General features: G+C 46.4%; 12 protein-coding genes. 4 read left to right on the forward strand and 8 right to left on the reverse strand.

Annotated elements, in window-relative coordinates; translation table 11 throughout:
* Positions 1–130: 130 nt before the first annotated feature.
* From QUB39_RS01610 to QUB39_RS01620, 3 genes are all read right to left on the reverse strand, one after another.
* A complete protein-coding gene (locus QUB39_RS01610) occupies positions 131–562 on the reverse strand; it encodes a hypothetical protein (RefSeq protein ID WP_190657424.1) in 432 nt (143 codons plus the stop codon).
* A gap of 107 nt (positions 563–669) precedes the next feature.
* Positions 670–1,710, reverse strand: coding sequence for a shikimate dehydrogenase (locus QUB39_RS01615; protein WP_333054508.1), 1,041 nt, complete (start codon positions 1,708–1,710; stop codon positions 670–672).
* Positions 1,711–1,806: 96 nt separating this feature from the next.
* Complete coding sequence (locus tag QUB39_RS01620; RefSeq protein ID WP_333054506.1) at positions 1,807–3,171, reverse strand: P-loop NTPase fold protein; 1,365 nt, start codon at positions 3,169–3,171, stop codon at positions 1,807–1,809.
* 1,117 nt (positions 3,172–4,288) lie between these two features.
* Here QUB39_RS01620 and QUB39_RS01625 point away from each other — a divergent pair.
* On the forward strand, positions 4,289–4,414 hold the full coding sequence (locus QUB39_RS01625) for a hypothetical protein (protein WP_333210192.1): 126 nt from the start codon (positions 4,289–4,291) through the stop codon (positions 4,412–4,414).
* A gap of 356 nt (positions 4,415–4,770) precedes the next feature.
* On the opposite strand, the gene QUB39_RS01630 is transcribed toward QUB39_RS01625, so the two are convergent.
* A complete protein-coding gene (locus QUB39_RS01630) occupies positions 4,771–7,542 on the reverse strand; it encodes a phycobilisome rod-core linker polypeptide (RefSeq protein WP_333054505.1) in 2,772 nt (923 codons plus the stop codon).
* A 655-nt stretch (positions 7,543–8,197) separates the two neighbouring features.
* Between QUB39_RS01630 and QUB39_RS01635 the strand changes: the two genes are divergently transcribed.
* A complete protein-coding gene (locus QUB39_RS01635) occupies positions 8,198–9,448 on the forward strand; it encodes a class I SAM-dependent methyltransferase (protein ID WP_333210194.1) in 1,251 nt (416 codons plus the stop codon).
* A gap of 114 nt (positions 9,449–9,562) precedes the next feature.
* Here QUB39_RS01635 and QUB39_RS01640 read toward each other — a convergent pair whose 3' ends face one another.
* Together QUB39_RS01640 and QUB39_RS01645 are read right to left on the reverse strand one after the other, a co-directional pair.
* On the reverse strand, positions 9,563–9,763 hold the full coding sequence (locus QUB39_RS01640) for a hypothetical protein (protein WP_333054503.1): 201 nt from the start codon (positions 9,761–9,763) through the stop codon (positions 9,563–9,565).
* 478 nt (positions 9,764–10,241) lie between these two features.
* Positions 10,242–10,640, reverse strand: a complete 399-nt coding sequence (locus tag QUB39_RS01645; protein WP_333054502.1) for a DUF4342 domain-containing protein — start codon at positions 10,638–10,640, stop codon at positions 10,242–10,244.
* An 829-nt stretch (positions 10,641–11,469) separates the two neighbouring features.
* Between QUB39_RS01645 and QUB39_RS01650 the strand changes: the two genes are divergently transcribed.
* Together QUB39_RS01650 and QUB39_RS01655 are read left to right on the forward strand one after the other, a co-directional pair.
* The gene (locus QUB39_RS01650) at positions 11,470–11,637 is read left to right on the forward strand and encodes a hypothetical protein (protein ID WP_333054501.1); all 168 of its coding nucleotides are present in this window, start codon (positions 11,470–11,472) and stop codon (positions 11,635–11,637) included.
* Positions 11,638–12,069: 432 nt separating this feature from the next.
* Positions 12,070–13,554: an ATP-binding protein gene (locus tag QUB39_RS01655; protein WP_333054500.1), complete on the forward strand. Its 1,485-nt coding sequence runs from the start codon at positions 12,070–12,072 to the stop codon at positions 13,552–13,554.
* A gap of 189 nt (positions 13,555–13,743) precedes the next feature.
* On the opposite strand, the gene QUB39_RS01660 is transcribed toward QUB39_RS01655, so the two are convergent.
* Complete coding sequence (locus tag QUB39_RS01660; protein WP_333210197.1) at positions 13,744–14,124, reverse strand: hypothetical protein; 381 nt, start codon at positions 14,122–14,124, stop codon at positions 13,744–13,746.
* A 117-nt stretch (positions 14,125–14,241) separates the two neighbouring features.
* Positions 14,242–15,210 carry a protein translocase subunit SecF gene (gene secF / locus QUB39_RS01665; protein WP_333210200.1) on the reverse strand — a complete coding sequence of 323 codons (969 nt, stop codon included), beginning with the start codon at positions 15,208–15,210 and terminating at the stop codon, positions 14,242–14,244.
* Positions 15,211–15,279: the final 69 nt, after the last annotated feature.

Below are 15,279 nucleotides of genomic sequence, written 5' to 3' on the forward strand. Positions count from 1 at the left end.
CTCCCCGGTTGAAAAGCTGGGGAGTTTATCGTAAATTAGAAATGAGAAATTGCCGGCCGCTCAACAATCGAAAATCGAAAACTGCATCGCAATTTCATCGGCAGCCAACCCAAAATCTCCAAGAGTTTCGTTAGCGGCGAACCACGCCAGTAAAACCTGTAGCTTTAAATTGCTTGAGCTTCAAAGGTGTTCGTTGATTGGCGGCAACGGAAATTCTGAGCTGAAAATCGCTAACTCCGGGAGGAACTTCTTCTATAGAACCCAACCGAGTCCGGTTTTGCATCACCGGATTGTCGTCAGCATCATAAATGCGGCCGAAAATATCGGCATTGACAACTGGTTTGCCGGTGCTATTTTCAGCTTTCCCAGTAATCAAAAAGCAGGTAGCTTCCATAGAACTGCCGCTGGTGACTGTTCCTTCTCCCATTTCTGCCGGACATTCGCGATAAGAAAGGTCTGAAAGTTTAATCTGCGTCAAAGCCCAAGCAGGTGGAGTGAATACCAAACTAAAAATTCCGATTAGGCAAGTAGCAAAAAAAAGGCTGATAGCTCGAAATTTCATAAATGGGGGGGCAAGTATATTTTAATTCTCAGCTTAGCGCGAATTGGGCCTCAAATTCCTGCTTATAGGAATTCTGAAAACTACAGCTACTTTTTGAAGAAATGGCATTAATCTAGACCTAAATGCTGGCGCAAGGCTTGGCGCATCACATCGACTGGGACGGATTCTTGATCCAGCCAAATTTTTAAGGCGGCTGCTCCTTGTTGAACTAGCATGGGGAGTCCGTCAATAGCTCGCGCTCCCCGAAGCTTCGCATCTTTGAGAAACTGGGTAGGATTAGGGGTGTAAATTAAATCATAGACGATCGCACCTGCTGAAATTCGATCGATCTCACCAGCCGCAACCGGCGACTTTTCCCCCTGCGGATACATCCCCACAGGCGTCGTGTTCACCAGCAAATCTGCCTGCGAGATTAAGCTTGACAAATTATCCCAAGTATGCACCTGCAAATTATGCACGGGCATCGGAGAATTGACCCAACTCTGCTGAAATTCCCCTAAATTTTGTTCGTTGCGGCCGACAACGTGAATCTCTGCACATCCCAATTGAGCGCATCCAGCCACAACAGCTCTCGCGGCCCCGCCATTCCCCAAAATTACCGCTACTTTCTGACTCCAATCGGAACCCCCCCTAGCCCCCCCTTGGTAAGGGGGGGGACAGGATTCAACAGCCGTATTGCCCGTTTCTTCGGAACCCCCCCTAGCCCCCCCTTGGTAAGGGGGGGGACAGGATTCGACTGCCGTATTGCCCGTTTCTTCGGAATCCCCCCTAGCCCCCCCTTGGTAAGGGGGGGTTGGGGGGGTTTGCAGGGGCGCGAGAAAGCCTTCAACGTCTGTATTTGTGCCGCACCAACCTTTGTCAGTCAGGTATACGGTATTGACTGCGCCGATCGATCGGGCGATCGGGGAAACTTCTGACAACAGCGGTAAGATTGCTTGTTTGTGGGGAATCGTGATGCTAAATCCCCGAACGCCGATCGCCGCAAATCCTGCAAGAGCAGCTTTTAAATCCCCTGGTTTTACCGGAAACGGCAAGTAAACAAAATCGACTCCCAAGTGGGAAATAGCAGCATTGTGCATCGCCGGCGACAAAGAATGTTCGACGGGATGACCAATTACTCCTAACAGTTTAGTCGTGCCTTTAATCATTTTTGTTAGTTGACTGTTGACTGTTTATGATTAGGCGGAGATAACTCTCAACCATCAACCATCAACTCTCAACCATCAACTGTCAACTGTCAACTGTCAACTCTCAACTGTTTCCCGAAACTCTTTGGCGTCAGCCAAAATCGGATTGACATCAAACCAATAATCTTCGCCGTAACGGTATTCAAACACCCAGAGACTCCGCAGCAATATTTGGTATTTAGTTTCCCCGTTCACAGTTTTGGTAACGGATACTTGGCGCAGCAATTGCCACTCATCAGGTTCGATCGCCAAAGTAAGCTGGTGGCGGCGCTGGACGATCACATTTTCCAAAGTTTCCCGCGACAGAGGAGGGTCTTGTTTCTGCAGACAGCCATACAGTAGTTGCAGCAAATTGCGGACATGACCGCCGCTGACTCGACACAGGCGATCGAGAGTTTCCGCAGAGTCGAAAACTTTGCCCACCAAAGCATAGCGCTGTGAAGGATGCACCGTTGGAAAAGCCCGCGCCAGAACCATTTGCCGCAGCAATTCCACACCCTCAGAACACTCAGAACCATCGCTAAACTGCACCGGCACCATCGGCAAAACCTTCGGATCTACCCCAAATCGATTGGTCAACTGGCCCAAATCGTTAGAGAAAATCAGCACCAAAGGAATTGTATACACGACGTGGCAATTTAGTCTTGCCAATTGTTCGCCGCGATCGACAAACAGGTATTCCGGCTGCAGTCGCCCCGTCGGTTTCGCGCACAGGTGTATGCGATCGAGATTGTCGATAATTACCACAAGTCCCTGTTTTCCCTGGCGTTTCAGTTCTTGGTTAGCCGGTTCCAGCAACTCCTTATTCAGTGCATCTAAAATTACGTTAGTTCGCGGCTCCAAATATTGCCTTAACTCCGATCGCAGATTCGGAGCATCTTTCGCCTTAGCAGTAATTTTCCCAATTCCCAAAGACAGAGAAAATTCTCCCTCCGTGCTGGCATTTATTTCCCCAAAACCAGGGACATTAGCTTCAGCACTCAAGTCTATTTGAGTTTGAAAAACATCAGCAACCCCTTTGAGCAAAGCTTTAAAACCCGTCGGTTGCAGCTTGATTTTCATTTTCTCGATACTTTCGCTCACCTGACGAGCAACGCTCAATAAAATGTCAGTGATATCTACATCTGCCATGTCTAAGTCTTTACTCGACTCAAAATAAACAACATGAAATCCTTGTTGCTGCAATTGAGCTTGTAGCCGCAGCAATTCAGTTGATTTACCAGAGCCGATGTGACCGGTGAATAATTGACAGGTAGGTGAATCGGGGGACAGACGGCTGATGGTGCGCTCCAATTGTTCTACGATCGTGCCGCCCCGCACTGAAGAGAAATCGATATAGTATTGTCGGTCTTGTTGATTTGCTACTGCCAGGGTGTAGCTGGGATTGCAGGCGCTATAAAATTTCTGTAAATTTAGTTCCATACCCTGTTCCATCTTTCACAACATTATGCCCTAATACCTTATTCATTTCGCTACTTTACTAATCAGAACAAGTGGCCCGTTTATTGTGCTGTTTTATTTTGCGGTCAATATCTTGATGTAGCTCATACAAATTTAGATTTTAGATTTTAGATTTTAGATTTTAGATGGGTAATGACTCATCACTATCGCGTTTGGGTTCTTCCCTCCCTGGCCCTTCTTTTTTTAAACTTTTATCATAATACGCGCTAACCAATTATACCTAATTTTTGCCTATAGGGAATGAAGGGAAATCACTAATGCCCGATAACTAGGTAATGGATCTGTCTGTGCCGATCGCAATTTTGTATATTGAAATCAACGACGAAGAGTGGGCGGTAATGTTCTCGCGTTAAAGTGGCTATTTGAGTACGGTTAACCGAATATCTAAAGGGCGGGTGCAAGTTTCCGCCCCGACTTCATAAACCAATATATTGTGTTTTCTATGCTGAATTGTCCGATAAATTATCCATATTCCGCCTCCGATACAAAAAATACTTGTTGTCAGTTTGAATAAAAAAACACGCTAGTATAGAAACCGCCAAGGCGGTTGCTATATCGCCATTAACCGATTAATCATGGCTGTAATTAATAATCCTAAGATTAGCGAAATCAATAAGCTAATCCGCATTTAAATTGCATAGTAAAATAAATTTTTTCTCTTGTGGGAAGTAGGGCTTGGGCCCGAAAGCCCGCCGTTAACATACAAATTAAATGCACAACAGCTTAGATCGACAAACCCATATTCTTTTCGTCCTATACTTTGTAGTTTGGTATTCTTGAGTGGCAGTTAGTTTAATTATTCAAATCCTAAATATACTCAGTACAGTCAATCGATTTTAGATTTTAGATTTTAGATTTTAGAGGCGACCCCACGGATAAATGCTCTTTCTTGAGGATTTTCGATTTTCGATTTTGGGTTGATTCCACGGATAAATCACGTGGCGGGTACCATCAAGAAATTCGTGGTCAGAGACCATACTGAATTGCCAACCATTTCTCACGCTTGCCTGCCCGTTATCAAATTTCTCAGTCTCATCAAACTGTGGTTCAATTTAGTCCACTTAAGTGGACTTCAGCTATGAGACAGGGATTTCAATCCCTGTCGGACTCTCGGACTCATCGATCGACCCCGATCGCACTTTTGGGGCGATCGGGTTTTGCTTTGAGTCCTAGCAGTGATAGAAATCCCCGTCGAGAGAGTTAAAGTCGGTTTTAACTGACATCTTGCAGCAATATCAATAAGAGGATTTTTCGTGGGGTCGGGCGGGTTTATAGAACCTATTTGCAAGCTTTAAGGCTGTTGGCGAACCCGCCCCTAGGGCTAATTGAGAATGGTGCAAGATATCAGTTAAAACCGACTGAAACGCCAAATCAAACGATCGCCCACCTCAGTCCTCATAGCAAGGACTTTAGCTAGGACACAGGGAGTTCAATCCCTGTCGGACTATGGGACTCGCCGATCGATCAACAGCGTAACATTACCAAAAATCCCCCGCTACAGCATTACCATAGCGAGGGATTTTTGTCAACCTACAAAATCAACTTTCTTGCAGTTTGTTGTTAGCTTCTGTCGATCGCAGCCACAGGCTCAAAACTCGGAACCACAATTTCACCATTCTGCTTAGTCAACTGGTTGTACAGTCTTTCAGTATTCGGGAAATTAGCAGCAGGTAGAGTCGGGAAGCGGCGGTAAGGAACAGTATCCTCACCAAAAGCCTCAGCATATTCAACGCTGTTCAACATCGCGTTGATAAAGCCCTTAATCCCTTTACTTGCCAAGATTTGGTTATAAGTCCGAATCTCCGCTTGATTGCGAGGAGCACGGCCCAAGAAGTGCTTCGTACCCAACTCAATTACCTTAGTATTGGGATAAGGTGCGTAGAACTGTTTGATGTACAGCGACGAGCAGCCCAAAGCCTCAATGAACTCCTTGAGATTGATTTCATTGTTGCCCAGTTTGCTTTCGAGCGCCGTGAATTCATTCTTCACAACGTAGGGGTTTAAATCGCGTTCAAAAATTTGACGGTAAGCAGCTTGAATTAAAGTTTTCAAAGCTACTTTGTCCGAAGTTGTCGTCAGCTTGAACATCTTAGTTTGTTCGCGCCGCTTGCTAACACCTTGAGCAATCCGACTTTGCAACTCGATATCGCCTCGGTTGCCTGCTGTACCCAGTTCAATAAACCGAGGAGTTTCGGGCGTCTGAGCTTGGAAATTTTGCTCAGCGATGGAACCCGATCGCATCGTCCGCATCGACAAACCACCGGGAGTCACATAGCGCTCGTAGGGCACTGTATCTTCCCCGAAAGCTTCGTTGTACTCCATGCTGTCCATGATGCTATCGACTAGCGCGTAGAAACCCTTCTTGGCGCAAATGTCAAAGTAAGCGTTCATTTCCTGACGGCCGTAGGTAGGGCGTCCCAGGAGTCGGCGGTGAATGTACTCGATCGCCTTACAAACGTAGAGCTTGCTCCAGTACATATTGCGGAACACATCAGACTTCGCCAACATCCGAATAAACTCGCGCATCGGAATCTCGCCGTTTTCCAGCTTAATTTCCGCTACCTTTTGGCGCTGCCCGTCGAACACATCGCGACCAAACACTTGCAGGTAAGCAGCCCGAATCACCGCTTGGGTGGAACTTTCGGTATATTTGACACTGGAAGAATTGCTGTAGCTGCTGGAGACACCGCGGGCAGTTTTCTTGGAAGCAACATAGTTGCTCGGTAACTGGTCTAATTTAAAGACCTTGGGGCCCAGAGAACCAGGAGCAGCACCGCGAGCCGCCGGATTGCTCAACTGATTGTCAATCCCCGCACCTTGACGGATCAGGATACGGCGAGTGTCTTTGCCGAAGGGAGCTGGACGGCTCTTGGGGTTGCGAGTTTCTTTCGGGAAAATCGCGCCGAACTGAATTTCTAAGGGGTCATTGCCAACACCGTAAACGTGCTGGTCTGGCAGAGGCTGGGTGTAGCCAGCAAACAAGGTGATGAACTGAGGAACCTTGCGGAACGGAGCGCTGAAATTGAACAAATCAATTTGCGGGCCCCAGTTGCGACACTCCTGAGCTTCTTGGCCCAAACCGCGCAGGTAAGGCACTGTTTCTTCGCCGAAGTAGTCGGAATACTCCTGGGAATAAACCATCGCGTCTACGAGGGCTGGCAGGCCGCCTTTGCTGACGATCGCAAAATACTTGCTAAATTCCTCCCGCGAGCTCAAACCGCGGCCGAGGAAGTGGCGGGCGGCAAGTTCTACAGCGCGGCTGTTGACAAACGGCTCGTAGAATTGCTGACGGTACAGAGGAGATTTGCCAAGGCGGCGAATAAACTCTTTCATCGAGATTTCGCCATTTTTGACCTTGGATTCCAAGTCAGAAATGCTTTGGCTGTATGCGCGGGTAATATCGCGCTCGAATACTTGGCGGTAAGCTGCTTTGACTACTTCTATCTTTTCGGCCGAAGACAGACCGGTTTTCATGACGAATTTCGACCGTCGCTCGGCTGCGTTGAAGTAAATCTGAGGCAGTTGCAGCCCTTGCTGGTCGTTGCTTTCGCGCTGCCGCACCTTGTCTGAAGGTGTGGGAGCTTTGAATTCGGTAATTGCTACGTCGAAATACTGTCCGACGATCGCACTAGCCTCTGCATTGTTTCGGAAATAGCCCAAAGATGCTGCCTTCATTTCCTGCATTGCCACAATTGTGGCCGCCGAAGAGCAAGCATTTTCGATGATTTCCCGCAATCCGCGCACGTTCACCGAAATAATATTCGGGTCGCCAGCGACAATTGCGTAGGTGATGTAACGCAAAAACCAGCTCAAGTCCCGCAGAGATTTGGTCATGTTGCCCGGGCCGTAGCGCGAGACATTGATCGGCTGAAATCCTGCTGGGATTGGGCCGCTGTAGCCGCCACCGTTGCCAGAAAATAGATTTCCTAGCCCCAAGAATCCGCCGCCGCCACCGCCGTTGCCGCCAGAGCGGCTTTCTACGTAGGTGACATTTCCCAGTTTCATGCCTTCAGAGACATTCGCCGAACCGCCACGTGCCGCCCCTGCTACAGCCATCGCAGGTTCTTGTGGTCTTTCCAAAAATGCCAGCGGGGAACCGCCGGTAAAAATCCGGTTAGCTGCGCGGGATACTATCAGTTCCGAGTTTTGGGTCAGCGTCGCAGAGATATCGATCCGAAGAGCCCCGGAACTGAAATAACTTGCCAGTTCGCTGAGTTCGCCCCGCTGTAGAAAGCGGTCTTGCTGTTCTGCTTGCGAAATTGTTGCGACCGGTACAGTTTGATATAGTTGCGGACGCGCAACCGAGCTTCCACCACTTGCTTTTACAGTCATTAGACTCTTTCGCTCCCTATCTAAATCGTTGCAGCATTTAACCAGACTAACCTTGCCTTCTCATGCAGGTCAAAGTAGGTATTTTTGCTTTGTTTACTTTTTGCCTTTACCTGTCACGAGGTTCGGGCGCGCTTACTTTCTTAGATTAAAATGTTTTGGTTTCATCTTTCTGCCTGCGGGTAAATGTCCGATCCGAAGGCAGGCACGGGGTACTCCCTCCGCTGCGATCCGTCGGTATACCCGTGGAAAAAAAGACTCGGCAGGAGAGTTGCCTTTGGGCGATTGCAGCCAGTGCCTTGAATTAAAGGAAAAGAAAATCAAAAATTTTCTTCTGCCTGTTTCGAGACCTGTTGCTCTTTTGAAAGACGCCTCCGCTTTACCCGACAGTTCAGCGGTGGGCTATTGACAGTCCTCGTTTGTTAAAAAGCCTGTCGAGATTTATTGTATAGATTTAAGAGAGCTTATATGAGAAAAAATGATAAGTTTTATTACGCAGAAGCTGTCAACCGATTTTAGATTTTAGATTTTAGATTTTAGATTGAAGAATCGACCCCACCGATAAATCCGGGGGGCGCGGATCAAATTGCTGTCGGTCAGTGGTCAGCGGTCAGTTGTCAGTCCAATCCCGAATCCCCAAGCCCAACAAATGTCACCTATGGATACTACACCCGATATCAGTGCTGCCGTGCGGCGGCTTTACGATACTTTCCCTTTCCCGCCCGATCCTTTGTCAGATGAACCGCCCCCAGGCTACAACTGGCGCTGGAGTTGGCCTGATGCTTACAATTTTTGCACCGGCCAAAAGCCGCCAAAACTAGATGTTCGGATTTTAGATGCTGGCTGCGGCACGGGTTCGAGTACCGATTATCTGATTCACCTCAATCCCGAAGCTTCGGTGACGGCGATCGACCTGAGTGCGGGTGCTTTGAAGGTAGCACAAGAACGCTGTCGGCGATCGGGAGCGCGCGAAGCAGATTTCCGCCACCTCAGCCTGTACGATGCCGCCGAGTTAGAGGGCGAGTTTGATTTGATCAACTGCGTGGGTGTGCTGCACCATTTACCCGATCCGATCCGGGGCATTCAAGCCCTGGCGGCGAAGTTGGCGGCGGGCGGTTTGATGCACATTTTTGTGTATGCTGAGCTCGGACGCTGGGAAATTCAACTCATGCAAAGGGCGATCGGACTTCTCCAAGGTTCCCAAAAAGGTGACTATCCCGATGGTGTGAAAGTCGGTCGTCAAATCTTTGCTTCTCTACCAGAAAACAACCGTCTTGTCAAGTACGAAAAACAGCGTTGGGCAGGAGAAAATCAGCGGGACGAATGTTTTGCTGATATGTACGTTCACCCGCAGGAAATTGACTACAATATCGAGACTTTGTTCGAGTTAATTGACGCTTCGGGATTGGAATTTATCGGTTTCTCAAATCCGGGATATTGGCAGTTAGAAAGACTTTTGGGGAAAGCGCCGGAATTGATAGAAAGAGCTCAGGGTTTGACGGAACGGGAGCTTTATCGATTAATTGAATTGTTGGATACGGAAATCACTCATTACGAGTTTTTCTTGGGCAAAAAGCCTGTTAATAAGATTGATTGGTCGGACGATAAGGCACTTTTGGCGGCAATTCCTGAGTTGAGTGGTTGTATGCACGGTTGGCCGAGTCAACAAGTGTTTGATTGCAATTACCAATTGCTCAATTTGTCAAGTGCTGAATTTGAGTTTTTGCAAGGTTGTGCACCCCCCCCAGCCCCCCCTTATCAAGGGGGGGAGAAAGAGGGAACCTCGCCTGGGCAAGGTAAAGGAGAGAAGACTGTTGGGGAGATTTTGGGGAATGTGGAGATGGGATTGGATGAAGTGCGATCGATCTTGTCAAAACAGCTAATTTTGCTAACACCCGGTAAAATCTAAGGGCGGGCTCTCCGGCTTAACTCCTACTCCCCACAATCAAATTAGCTTTTTGTGGAACAGGCCGGAAAGCCTGTTCTTTGCTCGGAGTATAATTTCTGTTAAATTCCCAATTAATCAAGGTTTTACAGTTGGAGGATTAACAGCCGTAATTTGTGAATAACGAGCGAAATCAGCAATGTTAAAAGTTAGGATATGGGTTAAACCATGAACTAGCATAGCAGCTACTAGCCGCGCATCATAAACGTTAACACCTACAACCTTATTTGCGATCGCCAGTCGCTCCCATTCTTGATAAATTGCTTCGGTATCCAACAACAGAGGAAAAAGCTGTTTTAAGCGATTAATTTCTGCCTATCCTTCTATTGCAGTACGCCCTAATCCATGTCTCTGAATCGGGCGCGTGCAAACGTTGCTTAACTCTCGGTTTGGACTAAGGAATGAGAATTAAATAACTTCCACAAGTTTGTGGAAGTTATTTCTCATTCCTCAGTTCCCAGGCTCCAGCCTGGGAACCAGTTAATCCTGGATGCACGTACTAGGATTTCCTGTCATTGCGAACGTAGTGAAGCAAGTCTGACTGGTGGTTGGATTTTTGCCCGTAGCAATCCCTAGTTTTTCTTGCAATTATTCAATGATTTTTTGCAGCCCCAGTACCATTTCTACAAGTTAAGCTTGGCTCAACTGCTATATTTCGGTTTTTTTCTGCTTTCTGGTTGCTGCGGGCTTTTTCATTGGTTTATTTTACCAACTTTTGTCACCGAAGTTTTTTTGACCTGAATCCTTACGAATTTTTTTATTCTGTTCTTTCAATGATGATGGTCATGTGAGCTACTAATGCACCTATCGCTCCTACTGCTGCAATGACTGGAAACAACGCCGCACCGATGACTCCGCCGACTACTCCCACTGTCAAAGGAACTTCTACTAAGATCCGTCCCTCTTCATTTTTGATAATGATGCGGCGGATATTTCCTTCGTGAATCAGTTCTTTAACTTTAGCAACCAAATCGTCGCCGTTAATTTTTACCTCCTCGACGCTAACTTTTTCCTGAGTATAAGCAGGGGTTTCTAGAGGAGTCGTTTCAAAATTAACCTCAGAAACTTTTTGGGCAGAAACTTTTTCAGATACAGGTATTGATTCGAGCTCTCTTGTCCCGACTGGTTCTTGTGCGCGATCAGTAGGTGTGTCCATTTTTTGTTCTCCTTTTAGGTAAAAGTATTTTTGTATAGAATGATATTGAAATATAACACGCAACTTTTTTTGAATCAATCATTCTTTTGGGTGATATTGCTGCTGCTGTCGTGATTTTCTGAAGGTATGATGATGAAAATTCTCTGACTCTCTCGCTTCTGGGCTTATCCCATCTGTCCCTATCTCCTTGTGCCGTTTGGTTAACTGTCTGCTTCTGGCCCTCGCACCGCCTAATCCTTGAAAAGCGTCCAATCCAGACAACGAAAGGATGAGAGCGACTTCCACACTCTCAGAGACTCAGACTCAACAGGTGTACAGGTTGAAATACTGACATTGTACTGAAAGTACGATCGTCCCGCCGTGTATACAATTACCACCTCTCGTTCGGGAAACCGCACATGAAAACCGTCGCTTACTTTCCTCAAATGTTATTTCAATTTAGCTCAGTGCGATCGCCACATCAAACCCGACCCCCCGAGGTTCCTCAAATCAACATCTTAGAGTTTCTAATGAGAATTGCCTAAAATCAAGGGGGAGGAGAAGTAATAATGATCGAAATATTACCGCAACTAAACCAACTTGTTCACATTGAAGTTGAATTTGGGGAAACGGAAAGGTAAAATAGAATTATTTGCTTCTGCTTCCTCTTGATTCTCCGTGTCCGATTTGCCAGCGACAAAGTTTGAATCTCAAGTTGGGAACCCGATGGTACTTTTCTGGAAAATTTTAAGGCACATCAAGCGGATGTGTCGAATGTGAGTTTTAGCTGCGATCGCACAACTTTAGCATCTGCCGGGAAAAATTTCGTTGGTGAAGCTTTGGAGTCTCGATGCGGCTAAAGTATAAGCTGCCGAACTTGACAAATTGCTCGCCATCGGCTGTCCTTGGCTCTGAGACTACCTACAATACAATCTTCGGGTTGAGTGCGATCGGCATTTGTGCAAAAAAACTGACAATTGACATTTCTTGGCAATTGCCGGAAACCTGTTTTGCCTGAATTTTCAAATCGGGCGATCGGCTGCTGATTTGTCGCTATTCTTGTCTTATTGTAATATAATTTTACGCAAGGGGCAATACGAAATGTACTGCCACAGGTCGCAGATGTCTATCCATCTGAACCAATTTAATGTCATCAAACATTAAAAATAGTTATGACTGTTATATTCGGATTAGTAAAATCTTGGATATATAAAATTCAATACATAGTCAGGTTTCAAAGGGGTGTCTGCTGTTAAATCAATCTAACCTGCAATATCATTTCTGGTGACACCAGCACGATTTAAGGAAAAAAATCCTGCTGAATTAACTGGGTTCGAGGGAGCAGAGGAAAGTTGATGACTAAGCTATAAAAAGAGTTGAAAAAGCCTTCTAAATAGTAGGCAATACTCCAGCAGCAAACCACAACTGCCAATTACCAAAGGAGGGAGCAGTGTATGAAACTGACGGGTTGAGTCCCCTAAAATCGTCGCTTGGTTTGCGATCGACTCTACAGGAATTAACCCTGTACGACTTTCTCCTAGAATCTGAGTGTCCGGGAGACGAAGTTGCTAAAATTTTTCAAGCAAACCCTTTAGTTCCGGGCATCATCATCACTCAGCAAGGAAAGTTTATAGGGATGATTTCGCGGCGGCGTTATTTTGAACACATGAGCCGCCCCTACAGCTTGGAGTTATTTTCTCAACAGCCTTTGTTCATACTCTACCGCTTTACTAAAACTGATATGTTGGTTCTCGATCGCGACACCTCAATTATGACAGCAGTGCGGCAGTCTTTGGAGCGATCGCCCGAACTAATCCACGAACCAATTGTAGTACAAGTAGAACCGGAAACTTACAAACTTTTAGACGTACACCAACTGCTGCTTTCTCAGTTGCAAATTCACGAGTTATCAACCGTGGCGATGCGCGAGTCGCAAGCACAATTGAGACATCAAGCCCAACAGCTCGAACTTGCCCTGCTGGAACTTCAGCGCACTCAAACTCAACTAATTCAAACAGAAAAAATGTCTTCTTTGGGGCAGTTAGTAGCAGGAGTAGCTCACGAAATCAACAATCCCATCGGCTTTATCTACAGCAATTTGCACCACGCTAAAGAGTACACGCAAGCTTTAATGCAGATGCTCGAAATCTACAGGCAGCAGTGTCCCGCATTCATACCGGAAATTGCAGCGGAAGCGGAAAAAATAGAACTAGATTATTTGCTAGAAGACTTGCCCAGAGTCTTAAATTCTATGCAGCAAGGTGCAGAAAGAGTGCGCGACATCGTTTTGTCGCTGCGGAATTTTTGCAGATTAGACGAAGCTGAAATGAAGCAAGTCAACATTCACGACGGTATCAACAATACGATTATGCTTTTGCAAAGCCAGCTTAAAGGAAAACCGGGGCAGGAGGCGATAGAAATTCACAAAGAATACAGCGACTTGCCACTGGTGCAGTGCTATCCCGGACAACTCAATCAGGTATTTATGAATATTTTACTTAATGCAGTTTACGCTCTGGTTGAGTCTAATACATACGAAAATGTCGATAAAAAAAACGCAAATAAGTCGCAATTAGGCGAAAAAAATCAGTCTAGTACAAAGACTCAATCATCAGTTTCTAAGTCTACCCGCCTGATTCCTACGATTCTGATTCGCACCGAGTTAATTGATAAAAAAAAGGTAATAATTAAAATTTCTGACAACGGCCCGGGGATGACAGAAGATGTTCGGAAGCGGTTGTTTGACCCTTTCTTTACTACTAAGCCGGTCGGCCAAGGAACGGGTTTGGGACTGTCGATTAGCTATGAAATTGTTGTCAACCAACATGGCGGCGCATTGAAGTGCTTTTCGGAACCGGGAAAAGGAGCCGAATTTGCGATCGAAATTCCGCTTCAACAGTCTTCCCTCGCACAGATTTTGCCTCGCTTTGCGTGATACAACAGAAGGAAGTTCGGCAACGAGCAATGTACGGGATTTAACGGATTTAAAATAATTAGCATCTACTCAAAGGTGGTCAGAAACCGGGTTTTTCACCCTCATATTTGCTTGCAGCGCGCAGATTCGGTAAAAAACCCGGTTTCTTAGGTTGGAGTGCGTCTAGGACTAAAGAATAAAGCCCGTCGGCTACCGCGAACCTTTGCAAACCCACTTCCACAAAGGATGACTCGGCCCCTGTTGGCGAATGCGACGAACTTGTTGTTCCAAACCCTGTTTTTCCCGCAGGGGCAACCCTCGCACCATATTGCGACTTTGCCAAGTTAGCACTCCCAAAGTCATCCCCAAGCACAAACCTAAACCGAGAGTGGGCCAGCGATGAAAAGATAAACCATAGCGCACTGCGACCCAAGTGAAGTGTTCTAACCACAAAGCGATTTCGCGGCGCAAACCCCAAATGCTCAAAGAACCGACGCTAATCCACAGCAATATCACTGTTAACCAGCGGCCGTAAACTGTTAGTTTGTGAAGCCTTTGGACTTCAATTTCAAAAGTTTGGTCAGTAGTCATTTGTTATTTGTCATTTGTCATTTGTCATTGGTTATTGGTTATTTGATGATTTATTATTAGTCAGTCAACAGTTAACCGTCAACAGTTAACCGTCAACAGTTAACTGTTAACAGTCAATTAAACTTCCTCGGACTGGTTGATTCCTTCTGCGGGGACGGGGATGGAGTGACCGGTGCGACTGCGCCACCAAGCTAGCAGCGTACTGGCAACGAAAATACTGGAATACGAACCAGCAATAAAACCGACAATCAAAGCTAAAGCAAAGTATTTGAGGGTTTCGCCACCAAACAAAAAGATTGAAAACAATGTCAGCAGCGTGGTAAACGTTGTGTTAATTGACCTTCCCAGCGTCTGCATGACAGCATCATCGACAATTTGATCGATCGACTGTCCCGGATTTAGCTTGATTACTTCGCGCACGCGATCGTAAATTACCACAGTATCGTTAACAGAAAAACCGATAAGTGTCAAGAGCGCGACCACAAATAAACTATCAACTTCCAGTCCTTGAACTAAACCCAAAAACGAGAAAACACCAAGCGTGACCAACACGTCGTGAAGCACAGCCACAAAAGCAAAAAAGGCATAATCCAACTGAAATCGGAATGTCAGATAAGCAGTAATTCCAGCAAAAGAAACCAACAAAGCCAGCAAACCAGAAGTAAACAACTGTTTGCCGAGGGTAGGCCCAACCGTATCAATTTGAGTAGATTGAGGAGCAAAAGCGCCTATCTTTTCGCTCAAAGCTGTTTGCAAATTAGTCCGCTGTTCGACATCCAAAGTTTTTGTTCGCAGCGACAAACCCTGCTGTTCTTGGCCGATAACTTGAATGCTGCTACCTGCCAAACCTTGGGTGTCCAGGACTTGGCGGACAGCAGCAAGATCGATAGGTTTACAATTGTCCGGTTTTGTGCAGTCGAGTTCAAATTGCAACCGAGTGCCGCCGATAAAGTCCAAACTGGGGCGCAGTGGTGCGCGGATGTCGGGACGAGTCCAAGAAATCGCCATCGACACTATACCTGCGAGGATTATAGCGGCGGAAATACTCCACCAGAGCGATCGATATTTGATTACACTGAATTTCATAATTTGAAGGAAGAGGGAAGTTCGGCAACGGATTGTGTAAGCTGTTACGCATCTAAATTGTATTTTTGG

The sequence above is a fragment of the Microcoleus sp. AT8-B5 genome (assembly GCF_036705565.1).
GTDB lineage: Bacteria > Cyanobacteriota > Cyanobacteriia > Cyanobacteriales > Microcoleaceae > Microcoleus.

Coding starts and splice junctions, on each gene's coding strand:
- QUB39_RS01610 (WP_190657424.1), bottom strand. CDS start 562: ATGAAATTTCGAGCTATCAGCCTTTTTTTTGCTACTTGCCTAATCGGA.
- QUB39_RS01615 (WP_333054508.1), bottom strand. CDS start 1,710: ATGATTAAAGGCACGACTAAACTGTTAGGAGTAATTGGTCATCCCGTC.
- QUB39_RS01620 (WP_333054506.1), bottom strand. CDS start 3,171: ATGGAACTAAATTTACAGAAATTTTATAGCGCCTGCAATCCCAGCTAC.
- QUB39_RS01625 (WP_333210192.1), top strand. CDS start 4,289: ATGAGACAGGGATTTCAATCCCTGTCGGACTCTCGGACTCATCGATCG.
- QUB39_RS01630 (WP_333054505.1), bottom strand. CDS start 7,542: ATGACTGTAAAAGCAAGTGGTGGAAGCTCGGTTGCGCGTCCGCAACTA.
- QUB39_RS01635 (WP_333210194.1), top strand. CDS start 8,198: ATGGATACTACACCCGATATCAGTGCTGCCGTGCGGCGGCTTTACGAT.
- QUB39_RS01645 (WP_333054502.1), bottom strand. CDS start 10,640: ATGGACACACCTACTGATCGCGCACAAGAACCAGTCGGGACAAGAGAG.
- QUB39_RS01650 (WP_333054501.1), top strand. CDS start 11,470: ATGCGGCTAAAGTATAAGCTGCCGAACTTGACAAATTGCTCGCCATCG.
- QUB39_RS01660 (WP_333210197.1), bottom strand. CDS start 14,124: ATGACTACTGACCAAACTTTTGAAATTGAAGTCCAAAGGCTTCACAAA.
- secF (WP_333210200.1), bottom strand. CDS start 15,210: ATGAAATTCAGTGTAATCAAATATCGATCGCTCTGGTGGAGTATTTCC.